Source organism: Streptomyces sannanensis (assembly GCF_039536205.1).
Taxonomy (GTDB): domain Bacteria; phylum Actinomycetota; class Actinomycetes; order Streptomycetales; family Streptomycetaceae; genus Streptomyces; species Streptomyces sannanensis.
In genome coordinates, this window is record NZ_BAAAYL010000003.1 from 115,460 (window position 1) to 131,138 (window position 15,679).

Below are 15,679 nucleotides of genomic sequence, written 5' to 3' on the forward strand. Positions count from 1 at the left end.
GAGACGCAAAGGTCAATCATGGAGGGTGCCCGGGTAGGGATGCCCGGCCAGGAAGTCCTGCATGCTGGCCACGATGCCGGCGATGCGCCCCGGTCCCCACGACGTGGCGACGGCCTCGTTGACCGGCACGGCTGCGGTGACGAAGTTCAGGACGAAGGCGTCGCGGAGCAGCAGGTAGGGCTGCAGGAGCCGGTCGAAGTCCGCTGGGAGGGGCCGGACGCGGGTGTAGCCGGTCAGGTACGCGTGGGCGAAGTGTTCGTAGGCGCCTGGTTCCTTGCGGGCGATTCGGTGGACGGATCCGAGCACGGTGGCGATGTCGAGGAGGAAGTGGCCGGTGCCGCAGTCGTCGAAGTCGATGATGCCGATGGTCGTGCTGTCGGGCATCGAGATCATGTTTTCGCGGTGGAGGTCGCCGTGGATGCGGCCGCGGTCAGCGGGTCCGCCTTCCTGGAGGGCCGGTGTGATGCGTTCGGCGACCGTGCGCAGGGCCTCAAGGCCTGCGGGACCCAGCTGCTGGTGGGCGGTCGGGTCATTCATCGCGTGGCCTTTGAGCAAGATGGTCTCGGCGTCCCAGACGGGCCGGTCGAAGTCGCTGAGTTCCACCGTGGCCACGTTCTGGTGAAGGTGGGCGGTCGCGGTGCCCATCTGCTCGGCCACGCCGGGCTGGCGGTAGGGGGGCTCTGCCGTTCCTGGCACCCAGTGCAGCAGTGCCAGGGTGCAGGGCTCGTCGTGGCCGGGGACGTCGACCGGGACCACGTAGCAGCCGTCAGTGGTCGTGACGGGGCCGGGGACCGGGACAGCGCGGGACTCGGCGAGGCTCTCCAGCCATCGCATTTCGCTGCGCTGCTGGTGGGCGGGGCGGCCCTCGCGCACGGACACGCGGGCGACGAACGAGGCGCGGCCGGGCGGGGTGACACGCCAGACGGCGTTGTCCTCATACTGCTGCACCTGCATCTGCACAGCCTGGCCGTCGAGCCCGTAGTGCTCCGACAAGGTGGTCCGCGTCAGTTGCTCAAGAAGTTCGAGCTGTGCGGTGTGGGAGAGGCTGGTGAACGACAAAGGGGTCACCTCGCGGGTCGTAGTACGGATCGAGCGTAGTGCTGGCCGGCCAGGCGCCCACGGGATCCGCGCGGAGATGCACCGGATCCGGTGAGCGCCCAGTGCTTGCAGGTGCCCGTCGTCGCGCCGGCAACAAGCTGATCGCGGCGGGCAACAGCCGCCTGAAGAAGGCTGCGGACTCGTCAGTCGACCCCGCAGTCCCAGCTGAGCTGCAGAAGCGCGCAGCGACGGCCGCCGCGAAGCAGGGCTCGGTCGATGGCCAGGAGCCCAGCGTCTTCGCTCGTGGGCGGGTTCTCAGCGCCGACGACATCACCGGCACTCCTGAGGAGCAGCTGGCCTACGTCACCGAGCGCCTGCACGAGATCGACCTCGCTGGTAAGCGTGCCAAGGACTTCATCATCCTGAACAAGGCGGTGCTGCTGGAGGTCGCCCAGGAGCGCGAGCTGCACCTGGTGGCCGGTCACACCATTTTCTCGGTGTGGGCAGCGGGCGTACTCGGCGTCGAGCCGAAGTACCTCTTCGAGCTGCTGCAAGACGCGGCACGCATCCGGGCAATCAGCGAGTTGGGGCCCGACCTCGCGCAGCATCTGACGCGGGCGTGCGCGCAAGGTGATGGCGGACGTGATCACCAGTCAGGGCCTGGAGGCCGCTCAGGTAGTCATGACCGAGGGCCTGGCTCAGGCCGTGGAGCAGGGCAAGAAGCGACCGACTGCCGCGCTGCTCGCCTCGATCGCAAGGGGCCTGACCGCGCCTTCGATCTCTGCTCAGGAACCGAGGTCAGAAATTTCTGCCCCCCGACCGTGCCATCCGTCCCCGCCGCGATCACGGTCCTTGAGCGGGCGACCACTTCACTCAAGGAACGTGTCTACTCGCCTTTGGCGCCGTCTGCGGTACAGGCCGCCCTGGAAGCTGATGCGGCCGCAACTCGCGAGTACCTGGAGCGCTTGGAGACCGAAATTCAGCGTGTCGTGAAGCGGTTGGCCGCCGCCAACCGTGCCGTTGCCGCAGCCTCGGAGCAGACCGGAGCCGCCGCCAGCTGAGAGTTAGCAGCAGAAATTTCTGACCTTCCGCCGCGGTCGCGACGCCCCTGAAGCACAAAAGGCCCGCACCCCCTGCACGTCTTCCGTGCGCGGGGAGTGCGGGCCTTCGCCGTGCTCGGTCGACGCCGTGCGCATGGCTCAGCGGGTCAGGTTCGCGAGGAAGGACTCGGCTGCCGACCAGGGGGTTAGCTCGATGCCGAAGCCGCTGTGTGCATTGGGTCCTTGGATGTGGACCAACCGGCCGGACAGGTAGACGACGTCGCCGGTGCGGAACGCCCCGGTGTACGCGCCGAGGTAGCTGCGAAGGTGGGTGATCCGGCGGGCGAACACGGACGGCTCGTCGACCGTGGACTCGGTGACGGTGTCCACCTCGATCCCGTAGAGCGCCGGCGTGACCAGGCCCTCGGAGTGATCCGTTATCCGGGCAAGGACGGAGATCGCCCCTACCTCTTTGGCGACCACCCCGGCGAACGTCTTGTCGCCGTCGGCCCTCAGCGGCTCACAGTTGATATGCGCCCCCGCACCGGCTGTGAGGCCCTGCAGTTTGCGGGCCTCCTGGCGCATTAGCGCGTCGAAGCTTCCCCCCACCATGTACTTGGCGCGCCGCACGTACAGCCGGGTGAGGGTTTCGCCCTCGTAGGGGTGGATGAGGGCGCGTTCGGCGAACAGTGCTTGCGCCGCCTCGTAGCCGCGCAGCCCGTAGCAGACCAGATCGATGTCGGAGCGGGCATTGCAGGCACCGACCAGGAAGGACCCGGTCACGCCGATGACGTCCGCAGCGCCGGCCGCGACGATCCAGTTGATGATGGCGAGCAGGTCCTCGCTGACCGCCGTCTGGTCCAGGAGGCCGGGGGCCTGGTGCAGTGCGGCGAGGGTCTGGCGGCAGGAGTAGTGGGTGACGATGTCCTCGCGGGGCACGCCAGTGATGACGCACCCCACGGCGGGGGAGTAGAGGTAGCACTCGGGCCGGTCGGCGAGGATCCCGAACGCTTTGGACACGACGCTGTTCTGCCGGTACGTCCGGCCGAACAGCACCCGGTCGCCGCGGGCGTCCGGGTAGTACTTGACGTACCCCAGGAAGTGCGTGCCGGGATGGACATCGCCGATGACTTTGAAGATCACCCCGGCGCGATCCAGGAGGTAGTCGCGGTCACGGATGGTCGCCAGCGCGGTGCCCAGCGGCGAACTCTTCGAGGCCGGGGAAGAGGGCGGTATCGACCGTCCCGGTGCGCTCATACTGCTCAAGTCCCTTCGTGAAGAGATGACGGCGGTACTGCCACTTCAGGTGCTTGTCCGTACGGGAGGGATCGGTGGGCCGCATCAGGGCCAGGAAGAACAGGGCCTTGACGAGCAGGTAGGCGCCCAGGTTCTGGCTGACCGGCTGTCCGGCTGCGTTCAGGCTCGCTTCGTCCAGCGCAGCGAGGTAGCGGCGCCGCTGGCCGGAGCTGGCGGTGTAACCCTTGCTGCCGCCCTTGAAGGCGATGATTTCCAGGGCCGGAAGGACGTCGTATCCCAGTGGCACCAAGCCGTGGTGCTGCCAGTCGATGACCCCGGCCGCCAGGACGTTGGGCAGGCCGTAGTCGAGGTGGCCCGCCACCAGCGGAACCGCGCCAAGGCGGTCCAGCGCGTGATCAAGCGCAGCGTGCGTGCGGGTGTTGTCCAGGTCCGGGTTCTCCTGGAAGACGTTCTGAGTGAACCCGGCGCTGTCGAGCCATTGCCGCAGCGTGCCGGGCGTGGGCTGGACAAGGTGGCCGGCCTGGGCGCGCAGCAGCCGGGCGGCGACCTGCGCGGCGGTGTCGGCGACGTCGTCGGGCAGGTCGCGACCGCCGTCCAGTGACGCCACCGCCCGGTCGTGCAGGGTCTGGTCGCCCAGCGACTCCTCCACGACGTAGTAGCGGCCGTCGTCGCTGACGCCCTCCTCCAGGACGTGCGGGACCGGGTAGTTAAGGTCCGCGATCCGGCGCTGAAATTCGGTCTCCGCTTGAAGCTCGGCTCCGCCGGTGCGCCGGTAGCGCGTTCCGTCGGCGGAGACGTACACCGCGCCGTCGGCGGCGGTCCGCTTCTTGACGAACCGCCAGTTGTTCTCGTTCATCAGCTCGCTCCTTCCGGCCCCTCTGCGAAGCCGTGGGTGACCCCGTAGTCGGGAATGGCCCGGGACAGGGTCCGGACGTCCATGACCCAGCGCATATCACCCGCCGCGACGCGACGCCGCAGTTCGGCGAGGACGTCACTCCCGGGTGTGTCCGGCCGCGCCAGGTGGGCGCGGCGCCAGAATTTCAGCAGGCCCGGGAGCTGTGCCGCAGTGATGCCCGCCCGGAGGTGCAGTGAGCACAGGGGCAGGAACCAGGCGAGGAACAGCTCTCGTAGCGCCGGGCTGACGCGGTGCACCTCGCACAGCCGCTGCAGCGCCGCGGTGTCGTCGTACGGGATGCGCCCGTGCAGCGCGTACCGCAGCCGCGTTCCGTTGTGCCGCCGGAACAGGGCCCCGTAGGCGGCGACGTTCGCCGCGGCGTTCTCGGTGACCGTCATCACCGGCTGCACAGCGCTGTACCGGGCGGCTGCAGCCAGCACGGTGACGTGCAGGCCGGCCCGGGGGTCCAGGACCAGGCCGTCGAGCCCGAGCGGCGCGAGGCTGATGCCGTGGTCGCGGGTGCGGGAGAGGATCAGCCGCTCCGGGACGTTCTGGGCGATGGTCAGCAGATGTCCTGGTGGCCGGGCCCGGTGGGCGTGGAAGTCGTCACGTGCGAGCACTGGTGTGCCCGGTGGCCGGTCCCAGACCAGCAGTCGCCGGGTGTGTGGCCGGGAGCCCTGGTGTCCGCACGCCCGGCAGGCGTGGGGGACGGCGCCGGTCATGTGACCGCAGCGGGAGCAGAGGTGGACTGTGGTGGGAGTGACCGTCAGGGCGCCTTCTATCAGGAGGCGTTCGGTCATCTCCAGCGCGAGGGCGGCCACGACGGGCGTGGTGTCGGTGAGAACCCCGCCGACCGGGGCCGCGCCCGGCGCGTACTTGCCGGCGATCGCGCGTTCCTCCCGCTCCTGCCGGGCAACGGTTTCCTGGTCGGGGGCGTCACGGTGGCACAGGTCTCCGGCCAGCGTGACGGTGTTCCACAGATGCGGGGCTGGCCCGGTGCCAAGGAGGGTGTTGAGTGCTTCGGCCGCGCGGATACCGGCCGCCTTGCCCGGCTTGTCAGCGATGGTGAAGGGGCCGTTCTGTACGGGCCCGTTGATGTACAGGATGTTCATGGCCGCGGCCTCCTCAGCAGTCCGGTTGGACGGTGCCGCGGGCGTGGAACAGGCCGTCGGCCTGTTCGTAGACCAGGACGGCGGCGTTGGGTGTCTTGCGCATACGGGCCTCGTCGACCAGTTCGGTCACCGGTCGGCGCTCCAGGACCGCGCGCAGCGCGAGGATCGCGGTGTGGTGCGTGAACGCCACGACATCCGGCGCGGACGCGGTATGCAGTCCGTCGACGAACGCTGTGGCCCGCCGCAGGACGCCGCAGGCGAGGGACTCCCCGCCGACGCCGGGGGGCGTCCACAGGTGCTTGCGGGTCTGCCGGTCCTCCGTCCCCTCGGGGTAGGTGGCGTACAGCTCTTGTTTGGTCATGTAGGTGGCTGCGCCGTAGTGCTGCTCGTTGAGGAGCGCGGTCACCTCGTAGGGCAGGCCGGGCAGAGCAAGCGCGGCGGTGTCGAGGGCGCGGCGGTACTGCGAGGTGCGGATCGCCGGGTCGGGTCCGGTCAGGTCCCGCAGCGTCTGCCGCAGCCACAGGCACTGGAGGAAGCCACGGGGCGTCAGGCCGACAACGTCCCGGGACAGGGCATGCGCGGCCGGCCCGGTCCACGGACGGGGGTTCTCGTAGAAGCCGGTGTATTTGGTGGCGTTCTCGATGGATTCGGCGTGGCGAACGAGGAAGAGCATCTTCATCCCCTGTGAAGGTGTCGTGCCGGACAGCGCCGTACCCGCACGGAAGGCGGGCACGGCGCATGGTGTTCGGGGGCTACTGGGGAGTGACGTTGGCAACCACGAGGAACTGGTCGCTGCCGAGGTCCATCACGACCTGAGCGTTGGTGCCCTGGGCGCGCTGGGCGGCGGCGAACTCTTCCGCTGGCCGGGAGCCGCGGGGGCCTCCGGCGGGGAACCGTTCCAGGACGGTGCGGGCCTGCGCGGTGGTGGCGGTCATCAGGCGTCACCACCGTTCACACGCTCGTGGATGTCGATGAGGGTGGCGATGGCGTCGGGATTGTCCGCCAGGCCGACCCACTGCCCGAGCGCGGTGAAGACGGGCACGGCGTCCGTGTCGGCGTCGAACACCACGACGTAGTCGCCGTACCTGTCGAGGACCATCTCCCGCAGCGCCCTCGCCGGTGCGGTCGCCAGGACTTCCAGGGCGTCGACCGCGAGCCTGGGCTCCGTCAGGGTGCCGGGCGAGATGAGGAATCCCGTCACGTGCAGTAGGTCGCCGGGCTGTATCTCGGTGAGCAGCGCGTCCGCGATCCGGGGATCGTCGGTCGTGCAGGAGACCACCGTGTCGTCCGAGGGGTCGTCGGTGGGGGAGGAGATCAGCTCGAACCGGGCGGTTCCCGGGCTGGTGCCGGGGGCGGGGATGGCGGAGAGGAAGCCGTCGACCGTGAAGGGCTTGGCGTACATCAGCTCGCCTCCGCCAGGGTGGTGGTGTGGGCGGTCTCGTAGGCGTCCAGGACGGCCTTGGCCGGGTTGCCCCGGTCGGCGACCTGGTAGCCGTTGGCGCGCCCCCACGTCCGGATCGCGTCCAGCTCCTCCTTGCTGCGCTGGATACCGGTCGGCGCGGGAGCTGCGGCGGCCCCGGTGGTACGGCTGCCAGCCTTCACCGCGCGCAGGTCCTCCTGCGCCTGCTCCAGCTCCGCCTTGAGCTTGGCGACGCGCTGTTCGGCCTCGTGCTGGGCGTCGTCGGCCTCGCGCCGTGCGGTCAGCTCGGACAGGTCGCCGCGGATGCGGGCGGCCCGGTTGCGGATGCTGGCGGCCGGGTGGTCCTTCGCCCAGGAGAGCAGGCCCTCGATCCCGTCACTGTCCACCGGACTGTCGGTCGCGGGACCAGCCGCCTGGAGGGCGCTGGCCTCGGAGTCCGGGGTGCGGGTGTGCTGGAGGGCTTCGGTCAGTTCGCCCTCCGACAGTCCGAGGGTCTTGCGGACGTGGTCGGGGCTGTCGCCGTTGGCGAGCATGGAGGCGGCGGTGGCGGTGAAGGCGTTGACGGGCATCGTGTCTCCGGGGTTCGGGGGGCCGGGGGTGGTGAGGTGGGGAAGCAGGGTGACGAGGTCGTCCTCGCCGCAGGGCAGTCCGAGGGCGTCAAGCAGGTCGGCGAGGTCGTCCTTGTCGCGGGCGTGGTGGGCGACCACCAGGGAGGCGGCGGTGTTCTGGTCGCTGCCGAGCGGGGTGAGTTCGAGGGCCTCGGCTTCGAGGGCCTCTTTCATGTCGGTGAACACGACCGGCTCTCCTACGCGGCGGTGGTGCGGGATTTGCGCTGCGCGAGGTCCAACAGCTCGCGGTTGCGCTCCTGCTGGGCGGGCGTGAGCGGCCGGGCCTTCGCGCCGTGGCGGTGCCACAACGGATGAGCGGGCGGCTCGGGATAGGCGAGGGCGTGGTCGACGTCGCGGTTGGTGCTGCTCAAGGGGGCCTCCATCTGGAGGGGTTCAGGCGTGGTCGTCGTCGCGCCGGCGTTTGGGCTGGATGTCGGAGGCGAACCGTCCGAGGCGGGCCTCGGTGGGGTTCGCGGCGATCCAGTCCTCAGGCCTTGTGCACGGGCTCGCCGTAGTGGGAGCGCATCGGCGTGGGCTGCTCGCACAGCACGCAGGGGCGGTCCTGCCAGCGGTCGAAGTGCTGGCCGTCCCGCCAGTCGAGGAGGGCGCCGGGAGCCGGGACCAGGCCCGGCTCGAACAGCGGCTTCTTGCCTCGCGTGCGGGTCACGGCCGGGAGTCGGTCAGCTGCTGGAGCACCTGCGCCACCAGGTCCGGCGACGGTTTCCAGGACTCGACCTGCCCGCGTGCGGGGACGGGCAGGGGGAGCTCCTGGACGTCGGCGAGCACCAGGTGCCACGCGCCCGGCTGCGCCCATTCCGTACAGGGCCGGGAGCCTTCGGGGTCCTTGTGGCAGTCGGTGATCCGGGCGATGCCGACCACCGCGCCGCGCGTCAGCTCGCCGCCGCGGATCGTGCGGCCGATCAGCGGGATGCGCAGGGCGCGTTGGTCGATGGTCTTGCTCGCGTGCAGCAGCACCCAGCCCGGCCACCACCGGGTGGGCCGGTTCTCAACCGTCTTGGCACCGGCGAGGATGCAACCTGCGTACGGCTGCCTGATGCTGATGCCGCGGATCCAGTCGTCCTCGGGCAAGGTGGCAGGGCTCATGCGGCTCGCCCCCACACGGCGGTGCCCGGTCGGCCAGCGCGGCGGCCGTTGATGGACGGCACCGTGGCGTGCTTCCTGGTGGCGAGGTGCGCGCGGCTGAAGTGCTTGCCGTCGTATAGGGCGGCGTCGGCGGCCCGCTGCAACGCGGACAGGTCGCGGCTGCCGATCACGTCCGGGGTCGCAGCGCCGACCGAGGCGGCGACGTCGACAGTGCGGCCGTCGTCCAGGACGACCGACGTGTGCAGCATCCTCACCAGCGTCGCGAGGCGGACCTCGCGGCAGTCGCGGGACATCGGCAGCACGACAGCGAACTCGTCACCGCCCAACCGGCCGACGGACGCGTTACGGCCTGCCCAGGCGGTCAGCCGGGTGCCGTACGCGGCGAGGACGGCGTCCCCAGCCGGGTGCCCGAGCGTGTCGTTGACGTCCTTGAAGTGGTCGGCGTCAACCAGGACCACGCACACGTCGTCGCCGTGGCGGGCCAGGACCTGCCGGGCCCGGGCGGTGTAGGCGTCGCGGCGCAGCAGCCCGGTGAGCGGGTCCTTCTTCGCGGCGGCCAGGCGCCGGTGCAGGGCGATGGCGTGAACGGTCCAGCCGGTCAGCGGAACGGCGGCGGCGGTCAGTAAGAGTGCACGCTGCCCGAACCGGGCCTGTGTGTGCAGGACTGAGCCCATAATGAGGATCTCCCTCTCGTCTCGTACGGGTTGGGATGGGCCCGGGGCAGCCGACGAAGCCGGCAAGCAGAGCGGCTGTCCCGGGGCGGAGCTACAGCGCGAAGTCGCTGCGGCTGGTCCAGCTGACGGGGTTGTGCCAGAGGCCGGCCTTCGCGGCGGGCCACTCCATCTGCCAGCCGGGCCGAAGCCCGCGCGCTCCCCAGCTGTCCGGCTGCTTGCCGGGGATCTCAAGTCCGGCCGTGTGCGCGGCGAGCGCGGCGTCGTACACCTCGTGTGCGCGCCGCAGGGCCGCGGTGGGGGAGTCGGCCTCGCCGGTGAAGACGTGCACGCCGCGCCGGTCGGGGTGGGCGGTGTCGTGTATGGGGACGTCGACCTCGTAGGTGCGCAGGTTCATGACGTCCAGCTCCTCTCGTGATCGCGGCGGTTGAGGGACCACCGCGACCGCCCCGGCCCCGGGCGGTGAGCCGGGGCCGGGGCAGCACGGAGAGTCCGTCAGCCGGAGATCGCTTCGAGGGCCTGCGCTTCGAGGTCGGCGCGGCCTTCGGGGTCGTCGTCCTGGTCGTCGCCGTTGTTCGGGCCGTGGACGGTGCGGACGATGTCCTCGTCGTCGTCCAGGTCGCCGTTGAGCGCGCGGAACAGGCAGGTGACGCTGTAGGCGGGCACCCACGCGTAGCCGTCGCATTCGTCGTCATGCGGGCACGGCACCAGCACGTCAAACCCGACGTCGCCCTCGCCGTCCACGTCGGTGCGCAGGGCGAGGGTGAGGTACTGCTGACCGAAGCGGATCTCCGCGACGCGGTCGCCGCCGGCGACGTCCGAGCCGGGCTTCCACCGCCACAGCGGCACGATCTCCTCGCCGAACATCCGGGCCACGAGGTTCAGGTCACCGAGACCGTCACCGCCGTCCAGCCCGAGGTCGGCCTGCCGGGCCCCGCTCAGGCGCTCCAGGAACGGCAGCAGCCGGTAGAGGCTGTCCGAGAAGACGATCTCGGGGAAGCCCTCCGCCTTGAGGGTCCGGTGCGAGTCGACCATGTCCTGGCGCTGCTTGATGACCGTGGCCTCGGGCACCGTGCGGTTGGCCGGCCGCGGGCCCTGCCGCTCGATGCAGACGCTGCCGGGGGTGGCGACCATGACCGCGATCGGCAGCATGTCGTGCCGCTTGGCGGCGGCGACCAGCGGCTCCCTGGCCGCCCTGGTGACGTTGGTTGCGTCGACCACCGTGAACAGGCGCCGGCGCATCCTCGCCTCCAGGAGCAGGTGCAGGGCGGCGACCGCGTCGCCGGTGGCGTCCTGGTCGCCCGCGTCGTCGCTCACGACCTCGCGCAGCGCGTCCAGGGACAGGACCTGCGAGGCGGGCCAGGTGCGCGCGATCGTGGACTTCCCGGCGCCGGACGGGCCGATGAGGACCACCAGGCTGCGCTCGGGCATCTCCGGGTAGATCAGCTCGGTCATGCGGGTTCTCCTTGAGAGTGAGGGGCCGGGCAGCGAATGAGGCGCTGCCCGGCGGTGGTGGGGGAAGCAGGGCGGCGGCTTCGCGCAGCGCCGTCAGCGGACGATCATGTGGGCGGGGTGGCCGTTCTTCATGTGGTCCACGCACTGCGGGCAGTCCTGACGCGGACCGAGCCCGGCGTGCGCCTCACGACTGGCGTACGCGTGGAACCAGCACTGCGTGCACTGCCCCCGGGGCGGGTTCGTCGCCTTCGCGCTCGCCATCTCAGCTGTCTCCTTGCGGGTGAAGGGCGCGGGCAGCCCAGATGAGGCGCTGCCCGGCGTTGTCGGTGATCAGGGCGGAGACTTCGTGCAGCGGGCAGGAGGCGTCACCGTCGCGGTCGGGCTCGATCTGCTCGGCACGGCGCGCGGCGACGGAGACCATCTGCGCCACGGCCGCGATGAAGCCGCCGGGCGGGTCGGTGTCCTCGATGAGCTCGCGCAGGATCGCGGCGAGCTCCTCCTGGTCGACGTCGTCGGCGCTGAGGTCGTCCTCGATCTGCTGGAGGGCCAGCGAGGCGATCCCGACCGCAGCGCGGACGCGTTCGAGGCGGGTGCGGCTCACCGGCGGGCGCCGGGGCGAGTGGTGAGCCAGGTGGTGACGGCGGCGGCCGCGATGCCGATGGAGCGGTACAGGGCCGCGTCCAGCTCCATCCACGCGCTGCCCGGCCCGGTGAGCTCCGCGGTGGCCTTGCCGTCGTCGTCGACGCGGGCGGCCTTGCAGTGCTCGATGTAGCCGGTCTTGCCGGTCTTCTTCGCCAGCCACAGCAGAACGGCTCCGCGGTCGATCGCGGCGTGCGTTCCGGCGTTGATGGCCGCGCCGGCGAGCAGCGCGGTCGGGGTGACGCGGTAGCCAAACGCGCGGGTGATCGCGACGGTCGCCCCGAGCTGCACGGCGGTGTACGAGGCGACGTGGCAGGCCACCGCGCGCCGCCCGAGGGCGCTGGTGGTCATGGTCGGGCGGGTGGAGTCCGGCGTGGCGGGGAAGCCGTCGGCGTGGACCAGGTCCTCGCCGTACAGGCGCTTGCGCATCGCCGTCTTCGACCCCTGCACCCAGTGGTCGCACAGGGGGTGCAGCTCGCCGAAGGTGGCCAGCAGGGTGCCGAAGAGGGCCAGACGCTCGGTGGTGAGACGGGGCATGCTGGGGTTCTCCTGATCTTCAAGAGGGTGAGGGAGCGGGGTGGCCGGCCCTTTGCCGATGCGCGGCCACCCGGCGGTCCGACCCCGGCCAACCGGCCGGGGTCGGGTCGTTCAGAACGGGGGCTCGTTGTCCGGCCAGGCCGGGACGGGCAGGAGCCGGACGCGCAGCTCGCGCCGGTCCGACCAGCAGCCGCACGCCTCCATCTGCGGGTGCGCGCCGCCGACCCGCCAGCCGCCCGCGCCCCGGCAGTCGGGGCAGGAGCGGCGGGGCCGGGGCGAGAGCGTGATGCGGTGCCGGTCGGCGTACAGCCGCCAGTGGCCGGCCTTGAGCGCGACGGCGGCCGCGGCGACCACGGCCGGAACGGCGGCCGCCAGGAGCACGACGGTGCGGGTACGCACCGGGTCACTTCCGGGGCGGGTGCGGCTGGACCAGGAACCGGGTGCCGGTGCCGCTGTACGCGGGCACGGCCTGGAGGAAGTGACCCTCGGTCCGCACGAGCTCGAACATCGCCTGCTTGATGAAGTCGTCGTCGCGCTGGAGGTCGACGCGGTCTTCGTGGAAGTCGATCAGGTGCACGTGGTGCGGCGACGTGCCGTAGCTGCGCTTGCTCCACAGGCGGCTGCGCACGATCTGCGCGGCGCTCGTGTCGTCGGGCATCGCCGGGACGCCTCGGTTGATCGCACGGCAGTTGGCGGCGTGCGCGTTGGCGAGGTCGGCGGCCTCCGTCTCCGTCAGCCGGGCGCGGCGGTCGTTGCTGGCCGCGCGGTAGGTGCAGCCGAGGCACGCGGCGGCGTAGTAAGAGCTGCGGTCGCTGGCGGCGGTGTAGACGAGGACGATCGCGCCCTCCAGCGGCCCGAGGGTGTTGCGGTAGCGCTGGACGACGGTCGTTCCCGGCGGCGTCCACAGGGCCGGGTCCTGCACGTCGGGACGGCGGGCGAAGAGGCTGCTGAGCATCGGTGACTTCTCCTTCGGGAGGATCGTTGATCAGGCGGCCAGCCGGTGGGTCACCGAGGCCGTGGAGGCGAAGTAGGTGTCGGGGCTGGGCTCGTAGCCCCGGGCGCAGGGGTCGCAGCAGCCCTGGGTGCGCAGCGGGAGGCAGAAGTAGTACCTCCGGCGGCACTGCGGGCAGGTGGACCTCGCGGCCATCGCCCGGTCCAGCGCCCATTCCTGCGCGAGCGTCGGCGTCCGCTTCGGCCGGGCGAGTTCCACGCTGTAGAGCCAGGCCCGGGTCGGGTGGTTGCACGACTGGTCGGGCCGGTAGGAGCACCCCTTGCAGCGCAGGACCGCGACCGGGCCGTGCCCGCCGGGGCTCAGGCCGCGCTCGCGTAACTGCCTGCGGGTGACCAGGCCCTCGGGACAGGTGCGCCGGTCGAACTCTTCCAAGGTCGCGGTGCTGCGCGGCACCCGCTTGACCTCGCGGCGGCGCCTCTTCCGGGGGCGGGGCATCACCTGCTCCAGGTACCGGGGAGCCGGGCGGGACGCTGCGGGTAGCGGGGGCCGGGGCGCTGCGGGCGGGGCCGGCCGATCCGGCGGCGCGGGCGGGGGATGAGCACGAGCGGTTCCTCCTGGTGTCGGTGGACAGCAAGCGCCGCGCCCCGCCGACGTCGTGCTGTGTCGGCGGGGCGCGAGGTGGCCGGTCGGCCTGTCCGGCCCTCGCCCACCCGCGATCGGGGTGGGCGAGGACCAGGCGGAGCGACCGGAGGTCAGTCCCGGAACGGGCAGCCGCTGTGCGGGTGCTGTTCGGCGGCCGGGGCCGGGGGCTGCACGGGGACGTAGATCTCGGGCTTGACGGTGACCTTGGCCGGGCGCCCGGCCACGACGCGGCGGCGCAGGGTCAGGCCGCGCATCGCGAACGCGGACAGGAACGTCCAGGCGAGGACGGCGAGCCCGGCCGCGACGGATCGGCTGGCCTCGGGGGTGGTCGTCCAGACCATGAACACGGTGACCGCGCCCCACCCGGTCCACATCGCGCGTACGCCGTTGTTCCGGGAGAGGTAGCCGAGGACCAGGCCGGTGATGCCGGTGAGCAGCCACTGTAGACGGTGGAGGCCGCGACCGGGAGGCCGGCGGAGTGCTGCGCGATGTACGTGCGCACCGGCTGGTCGACGACGGCGGCGACCCCGCTGGAGGTGTCGACGCCGACCTGCACCTTGGGCACGGCGGTGAGGATCTGGTGGAGCGCCTGGAGGACGACGTCGCCGGCGGCCTTGGCCATCAGCACGACGAAGGCGACCCCGGCCGTCATCAGCACGGCGCGCAGCCAGGGCGCCATGTGGCGCAGGCCGTCCTCGGGGGCGCTGAGGACGTCGTCCCACATCTCGTACAGGACGCCGTCGACGTCCCAGGCCCGGTTCCACCCGTCGCGCACCGCCTTGCGCAGCGCGGCGAACCGCGGCGGCTTCGCCGGTGCCTTCGGGAACGGGACGGGGAGGTAAGCGAGCTCCTGGTGGCGGCCGGGGGTGTTGTCGTTGGTCGGCACGGGGCAACTCCAAGGTGTCGATGTGGTGTTCACGGAGCGTGCGAGTGGGCCAAGCTGTGTGCGACGGGCCCGGAGAGAGGGGAGACGGCTGCGATGGGGTGGTTCACCCGCGATGAGCCGGAGGAAGTCGTCTTCAAAAACGTCGTGGACACGGACGGGACGATCTGGCCCGCGTTCACCGACGACGACGGTGTGCTGTGGATCGACGTGGACTACGACGTCGAGGTGACGATCAACGGCGCGATCGTCGACGGTCAGATCCGGGGTGCCGAGGTCGACGGCGACGGCCGGATCTGGATCGACTACGACTGATCCGTTAGGCCGGACGGCCTGTCCCGCACCCGAAGCCCCGGCCCGCGGGCGAGGTGTCGGATACGAGGCAGGGCGCCCGGGTCAGCGGACGTCGTTGCGGGTGCGGGAGAACATCCCGCGCTGGTTGCTGGTGTTGTTGATCTGCGTGTTCTGGGTGACCGGGCCCTCGTAGACCGTCTTGGAGACCGACCGGCGGGCCTTGCTGAACGCGCCGCCGATCGCGGTGGCGACCATCGCGACGCCCGCGAACGGCAGGGTGACCATGAGGACGCCGTAGAGCGTGACGGAGGCCAGGCCCTGGAGGACCAGCCAGGCCCCGCAGCCGATGCCGGTGATGCCGGCGCCGACGCCGATGGAGGCGACCGCGATCCCGGCCGCCCACGCGGGCACGATCCGCTTGTCGTCCTGATGGACGGGCGGGGTGTCGCCGTACGCCGGCAGCGGGGTGTCGTCGCGGAACGACGTCGGGATGTGCCGCACGGGCGGCAGCGACTGCTGGAAGGACCGGGCGATGATCCGCTCGGCTTCGGCCTTGGCTTCGTCGTCGGTGAGCGGGCGGGTGATGTGGTTGAAGTCCACGGTGATCTCCGTTTCAGGGCAGACGCGGGGCGCCCTCCCCGCCGGTTGGGCGGGGAGGGCGCAGGGGGCGGGGGAGCGGGCGGGGCTACTGCCGGGCGGCGGCGTCCTCGAGCGCGCTCAGCGTCGGGTACTGCCACAGCGGCCAGCGGTCCTCGGTACGGACCACCAGGCCGTTGCGGCGGCCGGTGCGCAGCAGCTCGGTGACGAGCGCGCGGGCCTCGGGGCTGGCCGCCAAGACGTCGGCGGCGTCGTCGACCACCAGGACCAGGGGGCGCTTCATCGTCGTGCTCTCCTTCACGTTCGGGCGGGGTGGGATCGGGCGGGTCAGAAGCTGCTGATCCATCCGGCGACGGAGGAGACGGCGCTGGTGATCGTGGGGGCGATGCCGGTGTTGGCGAGGAAGAAGCCGAACAAGCAGACGGCGACGCCCGGCATGATCCGCTGGTAGCCGGTGCGCACCAGGACGAAGACGATGATGCCGAGCAGGACGACCAGGGAAATCGACAGGACCACGGGGATCGGTTCCTTCTGT

27 protein-coding genes are annotated in these 15,679 nt (G+C 71.3%); 2 read left to right on the plus strand and 25 right to left on the minus strand.

Annotated elements, in window-relative coordinates; translation table 11 throughout:
* Positions 1 to 12: 12 nt before the first annotated feature.
* Positions 13 to 1,059 (minus strand): phosphotransferase enzyme family protein, encoded by a 1,047-nt coding sequence (locus ABD858_RS35635; protein WP_345045623.1) that lies wholly within the window; start codon positions 1,057 to 1,059, stop codon positions 13 to 15.
* Between the two features lie 101 nt (positions 1,060 to 1,160).
* Between ABD858_RS35635 and ABD858_RS35640 the strand changes: the two genes are divergently transcribed.
* The gene (locus ABD858_RS35640) at positions 1,161 to 2,099 is read left to right on the plus strand and encodes a hypothetical protein (RefSeq protein ID WP_345045625.1); all 939 of its coding nucleotides are present in this window, start codon (positions 1,161 to 1,163) and stop codon (positions 2,097 to 2,099) included.
* Between the two features lie 138 nt (positions 2,100 to 2,237).
* Here ABD858_RS35640 and ABD858_RS35645 read toward each other — a convergent pair whose 3' ends face one another.
* From ABD858_RS35645 to ABD858_RS35745, 21 genes are all read right to left on the minus strand, one after another.
* On the minus strand, positions 2,238 to 3,335 hold the full coding sequence (locus tag ABD858_RS35645) for a hypothetical protein (RefSeq protein ID WP_345045628.1): 1,098 nt from the start codon (positions 3,333 to 3,335) through the stop codon (positions 2,238 to 2,240).
* Entirely contained in the window at positions 3,250 to 4,191 is a 942-nt protein-coding gene (locus ABD858_RS35650; protein WP_345045630.1) for a phosphotransferase, read from the minus strand. Before ABD858_RS35650 ends, ABD858_RS35645 begins: the two co-directional genes overlap by 86 nt.
* The gene (locus ABD858_RS35655) at positions 4,191 to 5,342 is read right to left on the minus strand and encodes a hypothetical protein (RefSeq protein ID WP_345045633.1); all 1,152 of its coding nucleotides are present in this window, start codon (positions 5,340 to 5,342) and stop codon (positions 4,191 to 4,193) included. The genes ABD858_RS35650 and ABD858_RS35655 overlap by 1 nt, the downstream gene beginning before the upstream one ends.
* A 13-nt stretch (positions 5,343 to 5,355) precedes the next feature.
* A complete protein-coding gene (locus tag ABD858_RS35660; protein ID WP_345045635.1) occupies positions 5,356 to 6,015 on the minus strand; it encodes a histidine phosphatase family protein in 660 nt (219 codons plus the stop codon).
* 79 nt (positions 6,016 to 6,094) lie between these two features.
* Positions 6,095 to 6,277: a hypothetical protein gene (locus tag ABD858_RS35665; protein WP_345045638.1), complete on the minus strand. Its 183-nt coding sequence runs from the start codon at positions 6,275 to 6,277 to the stop codon at positions 6,095 to 6,097.
* The gene (locus ABD858_RS35670) at positions 6,277 to 6,744 is read right to left on the minus strand and encodes a hypothetical protein (RefSeq protein WP_345045640.1); all 468 of its coding nucleotides are present in this window, start codon (positions 6,742 to 6,744) and stop codon (positions 6,277 to 6,279) included. Before ABD858_RS35670 ends, ABD858_RS35665 begins: the two co-directional genes overlap by 1 nt.
* Positions 6,744 to 7,556, minus strand: coding sequence for an Lsr2 family DNA-binding protein (locus ABD858_RS35675; RefSeq protein WP_345045643.1), 813 nt, complete (start codon positions 7,554 to 7,556; stop codon positions 6,744 to 6,746). Before ABD858_RS35675 ends, ABD858_RS35670 begins: the two co-directional genes overlap by 1 nt.
* Before the next feature lie 11 nt (positions 7,557 to 7,567).
* Positions 7,568 to 7,741 carry a hypothetical protein gene (locus ABD858_RS35680; protein WP_345045646.1) on the minus strand — a complete coding sequence of 58 codons (174 nt, stop codon included), beginning with the start codon at positions 7,739 to 7,741 and terminating at the stop codon, positions 7,568 to 7,570.
* Positions 7,742 to 7,857: 116 nt separating this feature from the next.
* Entirely contained in the window at positions 7,858 to 8,037 is a 180-nt protein-coding gene (locus tag ABD858_RS35685) for a hypothetical protein (RefSeq protein ID WP_345045648.1), read from the minus strand.
* Entirely contained in the window at positions 8,034 to 8,474 is a 441-nt protein-coding gene (locus tag ABD858_RS35690; RefSeq protein WP_345045651.1) for an ASCH domain-containing protein, read from the minus strand. Before ABD858_RS35690 ends, ABD858_RS35685 begins: the two co-directional genes overlap by 4 nt.
* Positions 8,471 to 9,148 carry a GGDEF domain-containing protein gene (locus tag ABD858_RS35695; protein ID WP_345045653.1) on the minus strand — a complete coding sequence of 226 codons (678 nt, stop codon included), beginning with the start codon at positions 9,146 to 9,148 and terminating at the stop codon, positions 8,471 to 8,473. Before ABD858_RS35695 ends, ABD858_RS35690 begins: the two co-directional genes overlap by 4 nt.
* A 91-nt stretch (positions 9,149 to 9,239) precedes the next feature.
* Positions 9,240 to 9,542, minus strand: a complete 303-nt coding sequence (locus ABD858_RS35700; protein WP_345045656.1) for a hypothetical protein — start codon at positions 9,540 to 9,542, stop codon at positions 9,240 to 9,242.
* Positions 9,543 to 9,640: 98 nt separating this feature from the next.
* Positions 9,641 to 10,600, minus strand: a complete 960-nt coding sequence (locus ABD858_RS35705; RefSeq protein WP_345045658.1) for an AAA family ATPase — start codon at positions 10,598 to 10,600, stop codon at positions 9,641 to 9,643.
* A gap of 93 nt (positions 10,601 to 10,693) precedes the next feature.
* The gene (locus ABD858_RS35710) at positions 10,694 to 10,861 is read right to left on the minus strand and encodes a pRL2-8 (protein WP_345045660.1); all 168 of its coding nucleotides are present in this window, start codon (positions 10,859 to 10,861) and stop codon (positions 10,694 to 10,696) included.
* A 1-nt stretch (position 10,862) separates the two neighbouring features.
* Complete coding sequence (locus ABD858_RS35715) at positions 10,863 to 11,201, minus strand: hypothetical protein (protein WP_345045663.1); 339 nt, start codon at positions 11,199 to 11,201, stop codon at positions 10,863 to 10,865.
* Entirely contained in the window at positions 11,198 to 11,776 is a 579-nt protein-coding gene (locus tag ABD858_RS35720) for a hypothetical protein (RefSeq protein WP_345045665.1), read from the minus strand. Before ABD858_RS35720 ends, ABD858_RS35715 begins: the two co-directional genes overlap by 4 nt.
* A 111-nt stretch (positions 11,777 to 11,887) precedes the next feature.
* Entirely contained in the window at positions 11,888 to 12,175 is a 288-nt protein-coding gene (locus ABD858_RS35725) for a hypothetical protein (protein WP_345045668.1), read from the minus strand.
* Between the two features lie 4 nt (positions 12,176 to 12,179).
* Positions 12,180 to 12,731, minus strand: coding sequence for a hypothetical protein (locus ABD858_RS35730; RefSeq protein ID WP_345045671.1), 552 nt, complete (start codon positions 12,729 to 12,731; stop codon positions 12,180 to 12,182).
* A gap of 30 nt (positions 12,732 to 12,761) precedes the next feature.
* Positions 12,762 to 13,223, minus strand: a complete 462-nt coding sequence (locus tag ABD858_RS35735; protein ID WP_345045672.1) for an RRQRL motif-containing zinc-binding protein — start codon at positions 13,221 to 13,223, stop codon at positions 12,762 to 12,764.
* Positions 13,224 to 13,480: 257 nt separating this feature from the next.
* Positions 13,481 to 13,624, minus strand: coding sequence for a hypothetical protein (locus ABD858_RS35740; RefSeq protein ID WP_345045674.1), 144 nt, complete (start codon positions 13,622 to 13,624; stop codon positions 13,481 to 13,483).
* On the minus strand, positions 13,612 to 14,256 hold the full coding sequence (locus ABD858_RS35745) for a hypothetical protein (protein WP_345045676.1): 645 nt from the start codon (positions 14,254 to 14,256) through the stop codon (positions 13,612 to 13,614). The genes ABD858_RS35740 and ABD858_RS35745 overlap by 13 nt, the downstream gene beginning before the upstream one ends.
* 93 nt (positions 14,257 to 14,349) lie before the next feature.
* Here ABD858_RS35745 and ABD858_RS35750 point away from each other — a divergent pair, with 93 nt between their 5' ends.
* Positions 14,350 to 14,568, plus strand: a complete 219-nt coding sequence (locus tag ABD858_RS35750; RefSeq protein WP_345045679.1) for a hypothetical protein — start codon at positions 14,350 to 14,352, stop codon at positions 14,566 to 14,568.
* 81 nt (positions 14,569 to 14,649) lie between these two features.
* Here ABD858_RS35750 and ABD858_RS35755 read toward each other — a convergent pair whose 3' ends face one another.
* The 3 genes from ABD858_RS35755 to ABD858_RS35765 form a co-directional block, all read right to left on the minus strand.
* Positions 14,650 to 15,147 carry a hypothetical protein gene (locus tag ABD858_RS35755; protein ID WP_345045682.1) on the minus strand — a complete coding sequence of 166 codons (498 nt, stop codon included), beginning with the start codon at positions 15,145 to 15,147 and terminating at the stop codon, positions 14,650 to 14,652.
* A gap of 85 nt (positions 15,148 to 15,232) precedes the next feature.
* Positions 15,233 to 15,427, minus strand: coding sequence for a hypothetical protein (locus ABD858_RS35760; RefSeq protein WP_345045685.1), 195 nt, complete (start codon positions 15,425 to 15,427; stop codon positions 15,233 to 15,235).
* A gap of 44 nt (positions 15,428 to 15,471) precedes the next feature.
* Positions 15,472 to 15,660 (minus strand): hypothetical protein, encoded by a 189-nt coding sequence (locus ABD858_RS35765; protein ID WP_345045687.1) that lies wholly within the window; start codon positions 15,658 to 15,660, stop codon positions 15,472 to 15,474.
* Positions 15,661 to 15,679 lie beyond the last annotated feature (19 nt).

What these genes read in the sequence shown, in the direction of transcription:
- ABD858_RS35695 (WP_345045653.1), bottom strand. Translation starts at nt 9,148, where the DNA reads ATGGGCTCAGTCCTGCACACACAGGCCCGGTTCGGGCAGCGTGCACTC.
- ABD858_RS35730 (WP_345045671.1), bottom strand. Translation starts at nt 12,731, where the DNA reads ATGCTCAGCAGCCTCTTCGCCCGCCGTCCCGACGTGCAGGACCCGGCC.
- ABD858_RS35735 (WP_345045672.1), bottom strand. Translation starts at nt 13,223, where the DNA reads ATGCCCCGCCCCCGGAAGAGGCGCCGCCGCGAGGTCAAGCGGGTGCCG.
- ABD858_RS35705 (WP_345045658.1), bottom strand. Translation starts at nt 10,600, where the DNA reads ATGACCGAGCTGATCTACCCGGAGATGCCCGAGCGCAGCCTGGTGGTC.
- ABD858_RS35650 (WP_345045630.1), bottom strand. Translation starts at nt 4,191, where the DNA reads ATGAACGAGAACAACTGGCGGTTCGTCAAGAAGCGGACCGCCGCCGAC.
- ABD858_RS35670 (WP_345045640.1), bottom strand. Translation starts at nt 6,744, where the DNA reads ATGTACGCCAAGCCCTTCACGGTCGACGGCTTCCTCTCCGCCATCCCC.
- ABD858_RS35720 (WP_345045665.1), bottom strand. Translation starts at nt 11,776, where the DNA reads ATGCCCCGTCTCACCACCGAGCGTCTGGCCCTCTTCGGCACCCTGCTG.
- ABD858_RS35750 (WP_345045679.1), top strand. Translation starts at nt 14,350, where the DNA reads ATGGGGTGGTTCACCCGCGATGAGCCGGAGGAAGTCGTCTTCAAAAAC.
- ABD858_RS35690 (WP_345045651.1), bottom strand. Translation starts at nt 8,474, where the DNA reads ATGAGCCCTGCCACCTTGCCCGAGGACGACTGGATCCGCGGCATCAGC.
- ABD858_RS35660 (WP_345045635.1), bottom strand. Translation starts at nt 6,015, where the DNA reads ATGCTCTTCCTCGTTCGCCACGCCGAATCCATCGAGAACGCCACCAAA.
- ABD858_RS35665 (WP_345045638.1), bottom strand. Translation starts at nt 6,277, where the DNA reads ATGACCGCCACCACCGCGCAGGCCCGCACCGTCCTGGAACGGTTCCCC.
- ABD858_RS35760 (WP_345045685.1), bottom strand. Translation starts at nt 15,427, where the DNA reads ATGAAGCGCCCCCTGGTCCTGGTGGTCGACGACGCCGCCGACGTCTTG.
- ABD858_RS35710 (WP_345045660.1), bottom strand. Translation starts at nt 10,861, where the DNA reads ATGGCGAGCGCGAAGGCGACGAACCCGCCCCGGGGGCAGTGCACGCAG.
- ABD858_RS35645 (WP_345045628.1), bottom strand. Translation starts at nt 3,335, where the DNA reads ATGAGCGCACCGGGACGGTCGATACCGCCCTCTTCCCCGGCCTCGAAG.
- ABD858_RS35740 (WP_345045674.1), bottom strand. Translation starts at nt 13,624, where the DNA reads ATGCGCGGCCTGACCCTGCGCCGCCGCGTCGTGGCCGGGCGCCCGGCC.
- ABD858_RS35655 (WP_345045633.1), bottom strand. Translation starts at nt 5,342, where the DNA reads ATGAACATCCTGTACATCAACGGGCCCGTACAGAACGGCCCCTTCACC.
- ABD858_RS35700 (WP_345045656.1), bottom strand. Translation starts at nt 9,542, where the DNA reads ATGAACCTGCGCACCTACGAGGTCGACGTCCCCATACACGACACCGCC.